This is a genomic window from Intestinimonas sp. UBA1698, assembly GCF_002320075.1.
In the GTDB taxonomy this organism is placed as follows: domain Bacteria; phylum Bacillota; class Clostridia; order Oscillospirales; family Oscillospiraceae; genus Intestinimonas; species Intestinimonas massiliensis.
Genome location: NZ_DCJO01000019.1, coordinates 25,209 through 40,956 on the forward strand (window position 1 = coordinate 25,209; position 15,748 = coordinate 40,956).

Consider the following 15,748-nt stretch of genomic DNA (forward strand, 5'->3'; position numbering starts at 1 on the left):
GCCGCAAAAAGGTTCCCGATTCCCGCTTTTTTCTTTTTTCTGTTGTCTATTATATAAGGTATAGGCCGGAGGCGCGCTTTTGCGTCCCGGCCCTTTTTGCCGTCCGCACCCAGACGGCAAACTTTTTACCGGGGCCTGTAACTTTTTGCCGGTCTGCATCGTCTAAAGGATATATGGTACTCCCTGAAACAATTTCTTAAGCTTATCTTAAGAAATTGTCATCTGTTTGTTGTTGCGCCCCGCAAACCGCGTGATACAATGGATGACATGTAACGTTCACAGGAAACTTAGGAGGAATCCAAACATGGCAGAAATGACACAGCAGAACGCGCCGGTCACGGAAGCCCCCGCTCCGGCGGCTCCCCCCGCCCGTCCCAGCGGCACGTCCAACCAGAAAAAAAAGCAGCGGAAAAAGGTACGGAACACCATCATCGCCCTGGTCGTCCTGGCGGTCCTGGCGGTGGGCGGCTTTTTCCTGTACCGCTTTCTTACGGCAAAGGAAGCCGTGAACAGCCAGATCCAGACCCAGCCCGCCCAGATCTCCTCCATCCAGAGCATGGTCCAGGGCAGCGGCAACGCCAAGGCCAAGGATACCGCCGCCATCACCCTGACCCAGGGCGGCACCGTGCAGGAGGTCTTTGTCACTGCGGGCGACACCGTCACGGAAGGGCAGCCCCTTTACACCATTCGCAGTCAGGCCGCCGAGGACGAGGTGACGGCCGCACAGGAGAAGGTCTCCAACCTGCAAAAGGATATGGCCGACCTCCACAAGGCCCTGAATAACCTGACGGTTCGGGCGCCCTTTGCGGGCAAGCTCATCGAGGTCAGCGAGTTCGAGACGGGCAGCACCGTCTCCTCCGGCGCCTCCGTGGCCACCCTAGTCAACGACAAGAAGCTCAAGCTGTCCCTCTACTTCAGCTATGCCTATGAAAACGATATCTATGTGGGCCAGAGCGTCTCGGTCTCCATCCCGGCCGTTATGGACAGCTTTACCGGCTCGGTGGAACAGGTCAACAAGGTCCACTACATAACCCCCGAGGGGGCCGACCACTTTGAAGTGGTGGTGGCCTTTGACAACCCCGGCACCCTCACCGAGGGCATGACCGCCTCCGCCGCCCTCACCGCCGCCAACGGCACCCCCATCTACCCCTACGAAAACGGCGCCACCAAGTATTACGAGACCCGCAAGATTGTCACTGAGGCCGGCGGCCCCCTGCTCTCCGCCAACCTGCTGTGCTACTCCAACGTGTCCGCCGGTCAGGTGCTGCTGAGCATGGGCTCCGACACCATCGACTCCGACATCCGGGCCAAGCAGAAGGAGATCGACGACGCCATGGAGAAGCTGACCGAGGCTCAGAAGGCCCTGAACAACTTTAACGCCGTGGCTCCCATCGACGGCACCGTCACCACCTGCACCCTCGCCGAGGGCGCCGAGGTCAAGAGCGGCGACACCGTTATCATCATCTCCAACACCACCACCATGCTGGTCAACATCACCGTGGACGACCGGAACATCTCCTTCGTCAAACCTGGCATGACGGTGGACCTGACCGACTGGAACGGCAACGTGTTCACGGGCACCGTGTCCTCCATCAACACCGGCAGCGCTGAGGCCGGACAGGGTATGACCAGCTTCCCGGTCACCCTCACCGTGGACAACTACGACGGCTCCCTGCTGGAGGGCGTGTGGCTGGACTACTCCTTCGTGGCCAGCCAGTCCGACGACTGCATCGTGGTGCCCATGCAGAGCGTGAAGTACGTCAGCGACGAGAACGGCGAGACCGCCTCCGTGGTCTTTATCAAGGCGGACAGCAAGCCTGAAAATACCGTCGCCATCGATATTCCCCCCACGGAGCCTGGCGCTACGCCCCTCTATCCCAGCGAGTCCGAAGGTTTCTACCCCGTGCCCGTCACCACCGGCCTGTCCGACAACTACAACGTGGAGATCAAAGAGGGCCTCACCGGGGATGAGGAAGTCTTTGTCAACTACTATGTCGAGCAGGCCTGGGGCTAAGGGGAACGGCCATGCTCATTGACATCAAGAACATCTACAAGATCTACAACGAGGGCAAGGAGAGCGAGGTCCGGGCCCTGGACGGGGTATCCCTCCAAATTGACCGGGGGGAGTTCGTCTCCATCATCGGCCAGTCCGGCTCGGGCAAGTCCACCCTGATGAACATTCTGGGCTGCCTGGACATCCCCACCTATGGCGACTACCACCTGGACGGCACCGACATCACCGAACTCACCGACAAGCAGCTCGCCCACATCCGAAACAAGCAGATCGGCTTCATCTTCCAGGGCTACAATCTGATCCCCGCCCTCAACGCCCGGGAAAATGTGGAGCTGCCTCTGATCTATCAGGGCTTGGGAATGGATCAGCGCTACGACCGGGCTATGGAGGCCCTGGCGCGGGTGGGCATGGAGGACCGGGCCGATCACCGGCCCGCCGAGATGTCCGGCGGCCAGCAGCAGCGGGTGGCCATCGCCCGGGCCATCGCCACCCACCCCCCCGTCATCATGGCCGATGAGCCCACCGGCGCTCTGGACTCCAAGACCGGCCGACATGTGTTGGAGATCCTGCACACCCTCCATGAAGAGGGCTCCACCGTTATTTTAATCACCCATGACAACGGCATTGCCGCCACCGCAGAGCGTATCGTCCGCCTGTCCGACGGGCACATCGTCTCCGACGGCACCAGAGAGGAGGTCGGATTATGAATCTGGGCCAAGCAGTCAAGATGGCCGCCAAGTCCATCTCCTCCAACAAGGGCCGCTCCGCCCTGACCATGCTGGGCATCATCATCGGCCTGGCCGCCGTCATCATTCTGGTGTCCTACGCCAAGGGCCAGAACATGGCCATGGCCGCCTACTACGAGAGTATGGGCACCAACCAGATCTCGGTCTATGCCTCCACCTGGGGCAACTCGGGCGCGGTGGACGTGGGGCAGGAGCTGTACGACTACTGCCTGAATCTGGATGGTGTGCTGGGCATCTCCCCCAACGGTTCGGTCTGGGACCGCCCCACCATTAAGTATGAGTCCAAGACCCTCAGCCGGGAATCCAGCCGCAGCTATGCCGGCGGAGGCGCTTCGGTGACCAGTTACAACAACAGCGATGACTATCCCCAAATCTATTTGGGCAACGACAAGTTCGGGCTGTGCAGCGGCTATACCATCTCTAAGGGCCGGGACCTGAGCTATCTGGACATCGAGAACCTCAATCAGGTCTGCGTGCTAGGCTCGGCCACGGCGGAGTACCTCTTCTCCTTTGCCAATCCGGTGGATAAGACCATCACCATCAATGGGAGACCCTTCCGGGTGGTGGGCGTCTACCAGAGCAAGGCCGCCGGCAAGGAGCTTGGAGGCGGCGAGGACGCCGCGTGGATGCAGGATTCCATCAACCGTATGGACCGGATGATCCTGCTCCCCTCCACCATGACCCGCTACTTCAACAACAACCAGCCCATCGAGGAATATGTGGTAAAAGCCAAGGACTCCGACTCCGTCAAGAAGGTCACCACCAGCCTCAACGGCTTCCTCTCCGGCCTCATCAACACCAACTACGGCAGCTACGGCGTTTACCCGGTGGATACCTGGGCCAAGGAGTCCACGGAGGCCAACGCCATGCAGCAGCGCTTTCTGGGCGGCATCGCCGCCATCTCCCTGCTGGTGGGCGGCATCGGCATCATGAACATCATGCTGGTCACCGTCACCGAGCGCACCCGGGAGATCGGCATCCGCAAGGCCATCGGCGCCGAGCGGAGGAGCATCATTACCCAATTTCTCATCGAGGCGGCCATGATCTGCGGCATCGGCGGCGTATTCGGCATCATCGTGGGGTATCTGGGGACCATGATCGTGGGCAAGCTGTCCTTTGAGACCATCCTCATCCCCAGCGCAGGCATTACGGTTGGGGCGTTCTTCATTTCCGTGGCCCTGGGTATCCTCTTCGGCATGTATCCCGCCATCAAGGCCTCCGCCCTGCAGCCGGTGGAAGCCCTGCGGGCCGAATAGCGTCGGAGCGTCCACTCCAAGCGAGATTAAGGAGAGATTAGACATGAGAATCAAACGTTTTCTGGCCCTGGTGCTGGCGTGCGCGCTGACGGCGGGACTGCTGATCCTGCCCTCCTCCGCGGCCCGGCAGCCCTCCGCCTTCCCCGACATCACCGACGAGGCCACCGCCGAGGCGGCGGAGATCCTCCGGCTGCTGGGCATCGTCAGCGGCACCGGCTCCGGCAACTTTGAGCCGGGCCGCACCCTGACCCGGGCCGAGTTCTGCAAGATGGCGGTGGAGATCATGGGCAACGGCGACAAGGTCGCCGCCCAGATGAACCGCACCGTCTTTGCCGACGTGCCCTCCACTCACTGGGCCCGTGGCTATGTGGCCGTAGCCACCCAGGGCAGCTCCTCCGGCAGCGGTGAGAGCGCCGTCTCCACCCCAGGCATCATCCGGGGCGACGCCACCGGCCGCTTCCACCCTGACCGGGCCATCACCGGCGCCGAGGCGGTTACCATCCTCATGCGCATCCTGGGCTACCACGATGCCAACGTGGGCGTGGGCGCCGTGTGGTACGACGGGTATTTCAGCACCGCCCGCTCCATCGGGCTCACCGACGGCCTTACGCTGAACCCCACCGGCTCCATCACCCGGGGTCAGGCCGCCATTCTCTTTGAAAACCTCCTCTTCACCAAGTCCAAGGGCAGCGACGACGTGTACCTCACCACCCTGAAGGGCTCGATTACCGACGAGGTGCTCATCCTGGATGTGAACGCCACCGCCCCCGACGGCTCCACCGGCGCAGTGGAGACCGGCGACGGCAAGGTGTACCAGACCGACCGGGTCCCCTTCTCCGACGACATGGAGGGGCGGCAGGCCAAGCTGGTGCTGGATCAGGACGGCCATCTGCTGGCCCTCCAGGTGTCCGACAAGGGCACCCAGCGGGTGGTGGGCATTCTGTCCGCCAAGTACGACTCCTTTACCATCCCCGGCGGCGAGACCGTCAAGGTCAAGCCGGCCACCACAGTCTGGCAGGACGGCGAGCAAAAGAGCTACAAGGACGTCTACCTCAATCTGAAGGCCGGTACCCAGGCCCTGCTGCAGTACTCCGCGGCCGGCGAGTTGGAGTACGTCTTCCTGCGGGACGCCGCGGCCTCCGAGGATGCCACCCAGGTACTCAAAACCAAGCCCAGCGGCACCGGCACCCCCAGCTATCAGATCTACAAAAACGGCGTGCCCGCCACCGCCGCCGACCTGCGGCAGTACGATGTGACCACCTTTGACAAAAACACCAACATCCTGTACGTGTCCGACCTGCGGCTCACCGGCGTGTATGAAAACGCCTCTCCCAGCCCGGACACCCCGGCCACCATTACCCTGCTGGGTCAGGAGTTCCCCGTGCTGTCCATGGCCTATGAGGACCTGCGCGCTTTCGACATCGGCGACCAGATGACCATCCTGCTCTCCTACGACGGCCAGGTGGCCGGCGCGGTCACCGCCAGCGCCGCCAGCTCCACCACCGTGGGCGTGGTCCAGAAGGTAGAGGGCGGCAAGGCCTATGTCAAGCCGCTGGCCGACATCCGCAACGCCGCCGGGGAAAAGGTGGTGCTGTCCGGCCAGGTCTCCTACAGCGACAGCCGGGCCAAAGAGATGGTCGGCCAGGTGGTCACCGTCTCCGCCGGGGCCAAGGGGCGCATCAGTCTGAGCAAGGTCTCCGGCTCCGACGCCGCGGGCGTCTTCGACGTGGCGACCAAAAAGATCGGCAGCGTACCGCTGGCCGAAAACGTGGCTCTCTACGAACGGGTGGGCAACGGCACTCCCGGCGAGATCGACCTGGAGCAGCTCACCGTGAACAAGGTCGCCGCCTCCAAGATCGTCTATGTCCATAAGGATTACGCCGGCAAAGCGGACATTGTGCTGCTGGACGACGTGACCGGCGACCAGTACGAGTACGGCTTCCTGAAGTTCACCGCCGGCGCCGAGAGCGGCGACCCGGGGGACTGGTCCTACTCCAAGCAGCCCGACACCGTCTGCGTGAAAAACAGCGCGCACCCGAACGGCAGCACCGCCCTGGTCACCACCGAGAAGCTGAAGAACAACGCGGCCATCGGCATCGTCGCCTCGCTGGACACCGCCACGGACGGCGCTACCCCCAAGCTGGGCGCCTATGTACTGCTGCACTCGGCCGAGGTCAAGAGCTCCGCCTTTGATATGGACAGCGAAACCCTGACCACTACCGACGCCGTCTTCCCCATCTCCCGGGATGTCCAGTGCTACAATGACGCCACCGACTCCTGGTTCACCTCCACCAATGAGGACGACAATTTTGACGCCCTTAACGCCGCCCGCGCCTTCTCCAGCACCCTTACCGTCTACTACGACAAGTCCCCCGACGAGGGCGGCAAGATCCGCCTGGTGGTGGCCGGCTGACGGCCTGACCAAAAAAGCCGCCCCCGGACCCGACAATGGGTCCGGGGGCGGCTTTTCCGCATTCATACTCCGGCCAGGGCCTTCTCCAGGTCCGCCAGGATATCCGCGCTGTCCTCAATGCCCACGCTGAGGCGCACCAGGTCGGGGGAGACCCCGGCGGCGGCCAGCTCCGCGTCGTTCATCTGCCGGTGAGTGGTGGAGGCGGGATGGAGAACGCAGGTCTTGGCGTCGGCCACGTGGGTGGCGATGGAGGCCAGCTCCAGCCCGGCCATGAACCGGGAGGCGGCCTCCCGTCCGCCCTTCACGCCGAAGGAGACCACGCCGCAGGTGCCGTCGGGCATGTACTTCTTCGCCAGAGCGTGATATTTGTTGCCGGGCAGGCCGGGGTAGTTGACCCAGGCCACCTTGGGGTGGGCCGCCAGGTACTCCGCCGCGGCCTGGCCGTTCTTACAGTGCTGGGCCACCCGCAGGGGCAGGGTCTCCAGGCCGATGTTCAGGTAGTAGGCGTTCTGGGGGGAGGGAATGGAGCCGAAGTCCCGCATGAGCTGGGCCGTGGCCTTGGTGATATAGGCGCCGCCCAGCCCGAACTTCTCGGCGTAGGTGATGCCGTGATAGCTTGCGTCCGGGGTGGTGAGCCCGGGGAACCGGTCGGCGTGTGCCATCCAGTCAAAGCGACCGGAATCCACGATGGCCCCGCCTACGGCATTGGCGTGGCCGTCCATATATTTGGTGGTGGAGTGGGTGACGATGTCCGCCCCCCACCGGAAGGGCCGGCAGTGGATGGGGGTGGGGAAGGTATTGTCCACGATGAGGGGCACGCCGTGGGCGTGGGCGGCGGCGGCAAATGCTTCAATGTCCAGCACCGTCAGGGCGGGGTTGGCGATGGTCTCGCCGAACACCGCCTTGGTGTTGGGGCGGAAGGCTGCCTCCAGCTCGCCGGGGGTGCAGTCCGGGTCCACAAAGGTAAATTCGATGCCCATGCGCTTCATGGTGACGGCAAAGAGATTGTAAGTGCCCCCGTAGATGGCGGAGGAGGCCACCACATGGTCGCCGCAGGAGGCCAGGTTGAACACGGCGTAGAAGTTGGCGGCCTGGCCGGAGGCGGTCAGCATGGCGGCCGTGCCCCCCTCCAGAGCGCAGATTTTGGCGGCCACCCGGTCGTTGGTGGGGTTCTGGAGCCGGGTGTAGAAATAGCCCTCTGCCTCCAGATCGAACAAGGCCCCCATGGCCTCGCCGGTGGTATAGCGGAAGGTGGTGGACTGTACGATGGGGATGTTCCGGGGCTCCCCGTTGCCGGGGGCATAACCGGCGTGGATGCACTGGGTGCTGGGCTTGTAGTCTGGCATGGCAATCGACCTTCTTTGCGTGTAAAAATTTCTTCTATCCTACCCTCTCCGGCCTTCCCTTGTCAAGAGCCAGATGCAGCGGCGGGCTTCTCCTCCCCTGCCATCTCGTAGTCTTTTTCCAGGGGATTGCGGGTGGGAACCCCGCCGTAACGGTCCAGGGACTCCCCCTCCACCAGCAGGTGGACCGCCTCCACCTGGTCCAGCGAGCACAGGGTGTCCACCACGGCATAGAGCAGGCGGGCGGCCTCCTCCCGGCTCTGGGGCGCGCCCTCGGTGAAAGCCCGGGAGAAATTCACGTAGCACACCCCCGCCTCCACGGCGGCGGAGAGCAGTTCCGTCCCCTCGGGCAGGGGCAGATAGAGCTCCTCCTGGTCCCTCGGCCCGGCCATGAGAGCCCCCATGACGGCGGTGGCCAGGGTGTCGTTCTCGGTGACCAGCACTTCACGGGACTCGCTGGCCAGCCCCCCGGACCGGCGCAGGAAATAGAGGCTGGCCGTAATGGTCACCGGCTCTCCCTCGCCGCCGGAGAGGACCACGTCGCCCTCCCGCATCAGCTTCCGGCCCCGGTAGGGGACCGTCTCCCCCTCTACGGTGATGTCCACCGCCTCCACCCCCTCCACCTGGCAGAGGGTGAGCACGATGCAGTAATCCGCGATGGTCAGGTCCACGCCGGACAGGCCGCCGTAGGCCTCCGACAGGTCCAGCCGCAGCACGCCCTCCTCCAGCCTCCAGGAACGCAGCCGCACCCCGGATGGGAAGGGAGAACGCAGCTCAGCCGACTGGGGGCCGGACAGCAGGGCGGCCATCCGTTCCTCCACCGGGTCGGCCTCATCGGGCAGGGCGCGGTATTCAGGGGCCACGGCACCCCCGCCGTCCGCCAGCGGGCCGCCGTCCTCCCCGGTGCCCACGGCGAACCAGATCTCCGCCGCCCCCTCGGAGGGCTGGGGCCGGGCGCTCTCGTTGCAGGCGGTCAGCAGCAGCGCCAGGGCGCACGCCAGGGCCAGCATCCGTTTGCTCACAGCGCTCCCCCCTTTTCTTCGCCGTACCAGCGGGGAAACGCCACCTCAAAGCAGGTGCCCTCGCTCTCCCGGCGGCGGACCGTAACGGCGCCGCCGTGCTGGCGGACGGTGTCCCTGACAATGGACAGGCCCAGGCCGGTGCCGCCGGCGGCCCGGGAGCGGGCCTTGTCCACCCGGTAAAAGCGGTCGAACACCTTGCCCAGGTCCTCCTCCGGAATGCCCACGCCGGTATCCTCCACCGTGAGCGTCACCAGGTCCCCCGCTCCCCGCAGGGTGACGGTGACGCTCCCGCCGGGCAGGTTGTATTTGACGGCATTCTCCATCAGGTTGAAGGCGATCTGATAGAGGTCGTCCTCCGTGGCCAGCACCATGCAGTCCTCCTGCAGGTCGGTTTCCACCGTGACCTCGCCCTCGTCGGCCAGGGGGGTGAGCATGTGCTCCACCTTTTCAACGACGCGCTTGACGTCCACCGGCACCTCGGCCACCGCCACCGCGCTGTCCATCCGGGTGAGGGTGAGCAGCTTTTCCGAGATGCGCGTCAGCCGCTCGGCCTCCTCCCCGATGTCGGAGACGAAGTCCTTCACCGTGGCCGGGTCCATGTCGCCGGTCTGGAGGATGGAGTCGGTGAGCAGCCGGATGGAGGCCAGGGGGGTCTTGAGCTCATGGGAGGCGTCAGAGACGAAGCGCCGGCGCACCTCCTCGGTGGTCTGGAGCCGGCCGGTGAGCTCGTTGAACTCCCCGGCCAACTGACTGAGCTCGTCGCCGCCCTTGATGACCACCCGGTGGCCGTACTCGCCCTCCCGGACGATGCGGATGGCCCGCAGCAGGGCGGCGATGCGCCGGGTGATGGCGCCGGAAACGATTACGCTCATGACCAGCGCCACGGCGCAGATCATAAAGGAGATGTTGCGCAGGTTGTTCTGGATGCCCAGCAGCAGACTGGCCTGCTCGGTGTCCCGCTCGTGCAGGTATACCGCGCCGATGACCATATTGCGGTAGACCACCGGGGCCACCGCCCAGCTCCGGAAGGCCCCGTCCCGGTATTCACACCGGAACACGTCGTTCCCGGTGTCCCGCAGGGCGGTGGTGATCTCCCACAGCAGGGCGTAGTGCCCCCTGGCGTTGCCCACCTCCTCGGTGTCATAGAGCACCAGCCCGGTGGGGCCGGTAATCATGATCCGGTTAAAGGTCATGGGGCCCAGGTCCTCCATGGCCTGCTCCACCCCCTCCTCGGTGAGGGTCTCGGACACGGCCAGGGCCCCGGCGATGAAGCCCGCCTGACTCTGGAGGGAGGTCTCCTTGGAGGTGATGACCAGATCCCGGGACACCAGCAGCGGGTAGGTGTTCAGCAGCGAGAGCACCGCCGCCACGATGAGGATATAGGTCAGGGCGAACTTGACCTGGATGGACCGCCAAAAGGGGACCCGCTCCGTTGGATTCCGCATGTTCCCGCACCTCCTCTGCCGCGCCCGGCCCGGCTCAGCCGTTTTTCAGATAGTACCCCACGCCCCACTTGGTGAGGATATACTCCGGGTTGGCCGGGTCCAGCTCCAGCTTCTCCCGCAGCCGGCGGATGTGTACGTCCACGGTGCGGTACTCCCCGGCGTACTCATAGCCCCACACGATGTTCAGCAGGTTCTCCCGGGAATAGACCCGGCCGGGGTTGCGCATGAGCAGCTCCATCAGGTCAAACTCCTTGGCGGTCAGGTCCACCGCCTGGCCGTCCTTGCTGGCGGAACGCTCGTCGGTATCCAGGGCGATGTGCCCCACCTGGAGGCGGCTGGTCTTGTCCTTCTGGTGGGCCGCCCCCGCCCGGCGGAGCATGGCCCGGATGCGGGCCTTGAGCTCCAGGATGTTGAAGGGCTTGGTAATATAGTCGTCGGCGCCGCACTCGAAGCCGATGATCTTGTCCGTGTCCTCGCTGCGGGCGGTAAGCATGATGACCGGCACGTTGGAAAACTCCCGGATGCGCATACAGGCCTGGAGCCCGTCAATTTTGGGCATCATCAGGTCCAGGATGATGAGGTCAAACCCGCCGTTGCGTGCCAGCTCCACGGCCTGCTCCCCATCGTAGCCCACCTCCACCTGATAGCCCTCGTTCTCCAGGTTGAATTTGATGCCCTTTACCAGCACCTTTTCGTCGTCCACTACCAGAATTTTCGGCATATTCTGTTCCCCTCACTCCACCGTAATATAGTCGATCAGCCCCGCCAGCGTGCCTTCCCCAATGCCCTTGACCCGGGTGATATCCTCCGCGATGCGGAAGGGTCCGTTGGCCTCCCGGTCGGCCACGATGTCCGCCGCCCGCTTCTCCCCGATGCCGGGCAGGGTCTCCAGCTCCCGGGCCGTGGCCGTATTGAGGTTCACCTTTTCCCCCGCCGCCGGGCCGGACCCTGCCGCCGCCGGGCTCTGGGGCGTCTCCCGGCTCTGGAGGTATTCCACATCCACCCGGTAGGGCTCCGCTGTGCTGCGCGTTCCGGCAAAGTAGCCTGCCGTCACCAGCAGGAAGGCGGCGGTCAGCGCCAGGACGCCTTTTTCCAGTCCTGAAATCTTCACTTTTTTGTAACCGCCCTCCTGTTGCGCCCGCCGCCGGGGTCTGCTATAATTATGACAACCGAACCACAACGTCAGGACGCCCGGCCCGCCGGGCCCGGGCACCGATTGGTGCTATTATATCATAAGAGCCGGGAGTTTCCTATGAAAAAAAATCGTCTTTCCTCATTTCTGCTCGCTCTGAGCCTGACCCTGGGCCTTCTCGCCCCCATGGGCGCCGCCCAGGCCGCTGAAAGCCGCAGCGCCATCCTGGACGGCATGGAGGTGGAGGCCACGGCGGCCATCCTGGTGGACACCACCTACGGCTCTCTGGACGTGCTCTATGACCAGAATTCCCATGAGCGCCGCTATCCCGCCAGCATCACCAAGGTGATGACCGCCCTGCTGACGGTAGAGGCCGTGGACAACGGCCAGCTCTCCCTGGACGACTGGATCACCGTGGGCCCTGAGGTCAACCACGAGGTGGGCTCGGGCAGCTCCACCCAGAACATCAAGGAGGGGGAGGTCATGCGGCTGGAGGACGTACTCTACTGCGCCCTCACCGCCTCCGCCAACGAGGCGTGCAACGTGCTGGCCCAGGCGGTGGCGGGCAGCGTGGCCGACTTTGTGGACTTGATGAACCAGCGGGCGGCGGAGCTGGGCATGACCGGCACCCACTTCGCCAACACCCACGGCTACCACAATGAGGACCACTACACCACGGCCTATGACATCGCCATTATGTGCGCCGAGGCCATGAAGCACCCCGCCTTCCGCACCATCGTGAGCTCGGTGGGCCACACGGTCCCCGCCACCAACCTCCACGAGGCCCGGGAGCTCCACGAGACCAACGCCCTGGTCTCCAACTTCCGTTACATCGGCTACCTGTACCAGTACGCCACCGGCATCAAGACCGGATCCACGCCGGAGGCGGGGCTCTGCCTGGCCTCCTCGGCCAGCCGGGACGGCCGGGATCTGATTGCCGTGGTCCTGGGCTGCGTGCGGGAGCCCAACACCACCGGCAGCCAGGGTATGACCCAGTTTTCCGAGAGCCGCCGCCTGCTGGAGTGGGGCTTCAAGAACTTCTCCCGGCAGACCGTGCTGGACTCCACCTCCCTGCGGGACGAGGTGGAGGTGACCCTGTCCAAGGAGGCCAACTACGTGGGCGTGGAGCCCCAGGGGGTCCTGGAGGCCACCCTCCCCACGGACCTGGACCCCGCCGCCTTTACCCGGGAGGTGGTGCTGGACAGCCAGTCGGTACCCGCCCCGGTGGAGAAGGGTCAGGTGCTGGGCCACGTCACCGTCTCCAACGGCGACACGGTGTACGGCACGCTGGACCTGGTGGCCGTGTCCAACGTGGAGCGCTCCGAGCTCCTCTACCGCTTGGACCAGATCAAGCAGTTCTTCTCCCGCGCCGAGGTGAAGCTCGGCCTGCTGGTGCTCCTCGTGGTGGTGCTCTTCCTCCTGCTGCGCTGGCTGCTGTTCGGGCGCCGGCGCAGGAGCCGCTACGGCAGCGGCCGGGGCGGATACGGCGGTTCTCATTACCGGGGCCGCCGGCGCAGATAACAAACCAGGGTCGGGGATGCGGTGCATCCCCGGCCCTTTTTTCAAAAAACCCTTGACCTTGACGTAGCGTCATGGTCTATGCTCGTTGTGTCAGGAGGAGATCAGATGGAATACACCATCAAGCAGCTTTCGGATCTGGCGGGCATCACCCCCCGCACCCTGCGCTGGTACGACTCCCAGGGCCTGCTGAAGCCGGGCCGGGTCACGGAGGCGGGATACCGGCTTTACGGCCCGGCGGAGGTGGACCGGCTCCAGCAGATCCTGTTTTATCGGGCGCTGGACCTCCCCCTTGCCGAGATCCGCACCCTGCTGGGGCGGCCGGACTTCGACCGTCAGGCGGCGCTGCAGAGCCACCTGTCGGCCCTGGAAGCGCGGCGTGCCCAGTTGGATGCCCTCATCCTGACGGTCAAACAGACACTGAAAGGAGCAGATACCATGTCCGATGCGGAGAAATTTGAATGTTTTAAACGAAATGTAATCAAGGAAAACGAGGCCCTCCACGGTGCGGAGGTCCGGGCCAAGTACGGCGACGCGGCCATGGAGCAGGCTAACGCCCGGGTGGCCGGCCTCACCCGCGAGCAGTATTGGGCCATGACCGCCCTGGAGGAGGAAATCCGGGCCAAACTGGAGGCGGCGGTCCGGGCCGGGGCCGACCCCGCCGGGGAGGCCGGGCTGGACGTGGCCATGTGCCATAAGACCTGGCTGTCCTATGGCTGGGACGGGAGTCAGTACAGCCCCGAGGCCCACCGGGGCCTGGCCGCTCTGTATACCGAGGACGACCGCTTTACCACCTACTACGACCGCACCGTCCCCGGCTGCGCAGCCTTCCTCCGGGCCTCCATCGAGCGGCACATCTAAAGCGGTGCCCGGCAGTTTGCCGGCGGCGGTAATCGGCGGCATTGCAGGGGCAGTCTCTCCGCAAAAGGGCGCGGGACCGTTGTGGTCCCGCGCCCTTTCGGCTGCGCATCGAAATCAGGCGGCCTTCTCCGCCGTCACGGGGGTGGTTAGGGCGCTCTGGAGCGCCGCCACCTGCTCGGCGGTGAGACCGACGGTACCGATGAGATAGGCCTCAGCGGCGGCCTTTAGGTCGGCCTTCTCCAGGTCGGCCTGGGTCTCGGTGCCGGTGATGGTGCACAGGGTCTTGATAATATTGCTGTTGGCAATGCTGAACCAGCGGTCAGAGTGGTACTCCACGTGGTAGTAGTTCTCGTAGGAGCGCATGTAGTCCTCCACGATCTCGCCCACGCTGGCGCCGCACACGGCCTCCAGCAGCGCGGCGGTGAAGCCGGCGCGGTCCTTGCCCTCGTTGCAGTGGATGACATAGGGGCCCTCGTTGGCGATGAGGAAATCCAGGCCGGTCTTCAGCTTGGCGTTGAAGTCCTCGGCGGCGAAGTCCACGCCCATGTCCAGCGCCACCACGTTCAGCGTGGCGTAGTAGGAGTCGGCATAGCCCTCATAGGCCGCCAGTTCCTCCTGGCTGTCGGCCAGGTTGATGGCGGTCTTGACGCCCGCCTTCTCCACCAGGGCGTCGGCGTAAGTATTGCGGCCCAGCTCGGGGTTCACGGGGCTGGAGGAGCGGAACAGCACGCCCTCGGCGATGTCGCCCATGACCACGGGGCGGAAGTTGGCGAACACCTCGTCGGAGGCGTAGTCGGCCCGGTCATTGGTGCGCAGAGAGTCGATGTTGCGGATCTCGTACTCCTCCAGATAGCCCTCCTTCTCCCCCATGGCGAAGACGATGGGGGTGTCGGCGGTGACGTTATATGTGGAGGCGAAGTTGCCCATGTTGATGGCGATGGCCACGGTGCCGGTGGAGGCGTCGGGCAGGACGATGACGCTGCCGTTGTCCACGTTGGCATAGGCGGTGCCGTAGGGGGCCTCGATGGTCTGATCGCCCACGGTGATCTTCAGAATGTCGCCCACGGCGTACCCGGCCCCGTCAAAGAGATCTACGGGCAGGGTGGTGGTGACGTTGCCGTACTTGCTGACGGAGGCGGCATAGGCGGGCTCCAGCGCGCCGTTGAAGGTCTCCTCCAGGAAGCCAATGCCCACGTTGATGGTCTGGGTGATGGCGGTGAGGTCGCCGGTGAAGATATTATAGGTGTGGTCGGCGCCCTTTATCAGCCAGCTCCGGCCGTTCTGAGCGGCCTGAGCGATGGCCACGGCGTTGTCAGGGGTGACCGTGGTATCCTGATCGCCGTTGATGGCCAGCACGGGGGCCTGGATCTTGGCGATTTCCTTCCGTACGTCGGTGTTCTTCACGTCCTCAAACCAGCGGACGCCTACGGGCAGGGGCTCGCGCCAGTCGAACGCCAGGGTGTAGGAGCCGTCCTTCTTGGCGGTGGCGTAGGCGGCGTCAAAATCAGAGAACAGGATACCCAGCTCCAGCGCGCCGGACCAGGTGATGACGGCCTGGAAGGTCTCGGGGTAAGCAGCGGCAGCCAGCAGGGCATTGGTGCCGCCCTGGCTCCAGCCCATGACGGCCAGTTTGCCGCCGTCGATGGACTCCAGACCGGCCATGTAATCGGCAGCGGCCTTGGCGTCGAGGTTGGCGGAGGTGTAGCTGTAGTCGGCATAGCTGGCGGTGGACTCGCCGTTGCCCATAAAGTCGAACCGGATGGTGGCAATGCCGGACAGAGCCATGGCGGGGGCGGCCAGATCGTAGCCGCCGCCGGCCTCATGCTTGTCGGAGCCGGTGCCGTGGAGCATCACTACGGCGGGGTATTTGCCCTCGCCCTCGGGGAGGGTGACGATGGCGGGAATGGTGTGGGCGGGCACGCCGTCGGTCTCCGGGACCTCGATGGCCACGGTCTCCACGGTATAGCCGGGGGACAGCTTGGAGTAATTCATCAGGAT

General features: G+C 64.6%; 12 protein-coding genes. 6 read left to right on the plus strand and 6 right to left on the minus strand.

Going from position 1 to position 15,748, the window contains the following annotated elements; translation table 11 throughout:
• Positions 1 to 304: 304 nt before the first annotated feature.
• The 4 genes from B3H64_RS04355 to B3H64_RS04370 are packed head-to-tail and all read left to right on the plus strand — an operon-like array spanning position 305 to position 6,429.
• Complete coding sequence (locus B3H64_RS04355; RefSeq protein WP_050619307.1) at positions 305 to 2,014, plus strand: efflux RND transporter periplasmic adaptor subunit; 1,710 nt, start codon at positions 305 to 307, stop codon at positions 2,012 to 2,014.
• A gap of 11 nt (positions 2,015 to 2,025) precedes the next feature.
• Entirely contained in the window at positions 2,026 to 2,721 is a 696-nt protein-coding gene (locus B3H64_RS04360) for an ABC transporter ATP-binding protein (protein WP_050619308.1), read from the plus strand.
• Positions 2,718 to 4,016 (plus strand): ABC transporter permease, encoded by a 1,299-nt coding sequence (locus B3H64_RS04365; RefSeq protein ID WP_050619309.1) that lies wholly within the window; start codon positions 2,718 to 2,720, stop codon positions 4,014 to 4,016. Before B3H64_RS04360 ends, B3H64_RS04365 begins: the two co-directional genes overlap by 4 nt.
• Positions 4,017 to 4,059: 43 nt before the next feature.
• Positions 4,060 to 6,429: an S-layer homology domain-containing protein gene (locus B3H64_RS04370; protein ID WP_286733277.1), complete on the plus strand. Its 2,370-nt coding sequence runs from the start codon at positions 4,060 to 4,062 to the stop codon at positions 6,427 to 6,429.
• Positions 6,430 to 6,491: 62 nt separating this feature from the next.
• Here B3H64_RS04370 and B3H64_RS04375 read toward each other — a convergent pair whose 3' ends face one another.
• The 5 genes from B3H64_RS04375 to B3H64_RS04395 all read right to left on the minus strand — a co-directional run bounded on the left by B3H64_RS04375 (position 6,492) and on the right by B3H64_RS04395 (position 11,350).
• The gene (locus tag B3H64_RS04375) at positions 6,492 to 7,775 is read right to left on the minus strand and encodes an O-acetylhomoserine aminocarboxypropyltransferase/cysteine synthase family protein (protein WP_050619311.1); all 1,284 of its coding nucleotides are present in this window, start codon (positions 7,773 to 7,775) and stop codon (positions 6,492 to 6,494) included.
• Positions 7,776 to 7,837: 62 nt separating this feature from the next.
• On the minus strand, positions 7,838 to 8,794 hold the full coding sequence (locus B3H64_RS04380; RefSeq protein WP_050619312.1) for a GerMN domain-containing protein: 957 nt from the start codon (positions 8,792 to 8,794) through the stop codon (positions 7,838 to 7,840).
• The gene (locus B3H64_RS04385) at positions 8,791 to 10,239 is read right to left on the minus strand and encodes a sensor histidine kinase (protein ID WP_050619313.1); all 1,449 of its coding nucleotides are present in this window, start codon (positions 10,237 to 10,239) and stop codon (positions 8,791 to 8,793) included. Before B3H64_RS04385 ends, B3H64_RS04380 begins: the two co-directional genes overlap by 4 nt.
• Before the next feature lie 34 nt (positions 10,240 to 10,273).
• Positions 10,274 to 10,960 carry a response regulator transcription factor gene (locus B3H64_RS04390; protein ID WP_050619314.1) on the minus strand — a complete coding sequence of 229 codons (687 nt, stop codon included), beginning with the start codon at positions 10,958 to 10,960 and terminating at the stop codon, positions 10,274 to 10,276.
• A gap of 12 nt (positions 10,961 to 10,972) precedes the next feature.
• A complete protein-coding gene (locus B3H64_RS04395; RefSeq protein WP_050619315.1) occupies positions 10,973 to 11,350 on the minus strand; it encodes a ComEA family DNA-binding protein in 378 nt (125 codons plus the stop codon).
• Positions 11,351 to 11,491: 141 nt separating this feature from the next.
• Between B3H64_RS04395 and B3H64_RS04400 the strand changes: the two genes are divergently transcribed.
• The gene (locus B3H64_RS04400; RefSeq protein WP_050619316.1) at positions 11,492 to 12,892 is read left to right on the plus strand and encodes a D-alanyl-D-alanine carboxypeptidase family protein; all 1,401 of its coding nucleotides are present in this window, start codon (positions 11,492 to 11,494) and stop codon (positions 12,890 to 12,892) included.
• A gap of 105 nt (positions 12,893 to 12,997) precedes the next feature.
• On the plus strand, positions 12,998 to 13,750 hold the full coding sequence (locus B3H64_RS04405; protein WP_286733285.1) for a MerR family transcriptional regulator: 753 nt from the start codon (positions 12,998 to 13,000) through the stop codon (positions 13,748 to 13,750).
• Between the two features lie 114 nt (positions 13,751 to 13,864).
• Here B3H64_RS04405 and B3H64_RS04410 read toward each other — a convergent pair.
• Positions 13,865 to 15,748, minus strand: a 1,884-nt coding sequence (locus B3H64_RS04410; protein ID WP_286733288.1) for an alpha/beta fold hydrolase, incomplete at its 5' end; no start/stop codon positions are given.

What these genes read in the sequence shown, in the direction of transcription:
- B3H64_RS04405 (WP_286733285.1), top strand. Translation starts at nt 12,998, where the DNA reads ATGGAATACACCATCAAGCAGCTTTCGGATCTGGCGGGCATCACCCCC.
- B3H64_RS04355 (WP_050619307.1), top strand. Translation starts at nt 305, where the DNA reads ATGGCAGAAATGACACAGCAGAACGCGCCGGTCACGGAAGCCCCCGCT.
- B3H64_RS04400 (WP_050619316.1), top strand. Translation starts at nt 11,492, where the DNA reads ATGAAAAAAAATCGTCTTTCCTCATTTCTGCTCGCTCTGAGCCTGACC.
- B3H64_RS04385 (WP_050619313.1), bottom strand. Translation starts at nt 10,239, where the DNA reads ATGCGGAATCCAACGGAGCGGGTCCCCTTTTGGCGGTCCATCCAGGTC.
- B3H64_RS04375 (WP_050619311.1), bottom strand. Translation starts at nt 7,775, where the DNA reads ATGCCAGACTACAAGCCCAGCACCCAGTGCATCCACGCCGGTTATGCC.
- B3H64_RS04390 (WP_050619314.1), bottom strand. Translation starts at nt 10,960, where the DNA reads ATGCCGAAAATTCTGGTAGTGGACGACGAAAAGGTGCTGGTAAAGGGC.
- B3H64_RS04360 (WP_050619308.1), top strand. Translation starts at nt 2,026, where the DNA reads ATGCTCATTGACATCAAGAACATCTACAAGATCTACAACGAGGGCAAG.
- B3H64_RS04370 (WP_286733277.1), top strand. Translation starts at nt 4,060, where the DNA reads ATGAGAATCAAACGTTTTCTGGCCCTGGTGCTGGCGTGCGCGCTGACG.
- B3H64_RS04365 (WP_050619309.1), top strand. Translation starts at nt 2,718, where the DNA reads ATGAATCTGGGCCAAGCAGTCAAGATGGCCGCCAAGTCCATCTCCTCC.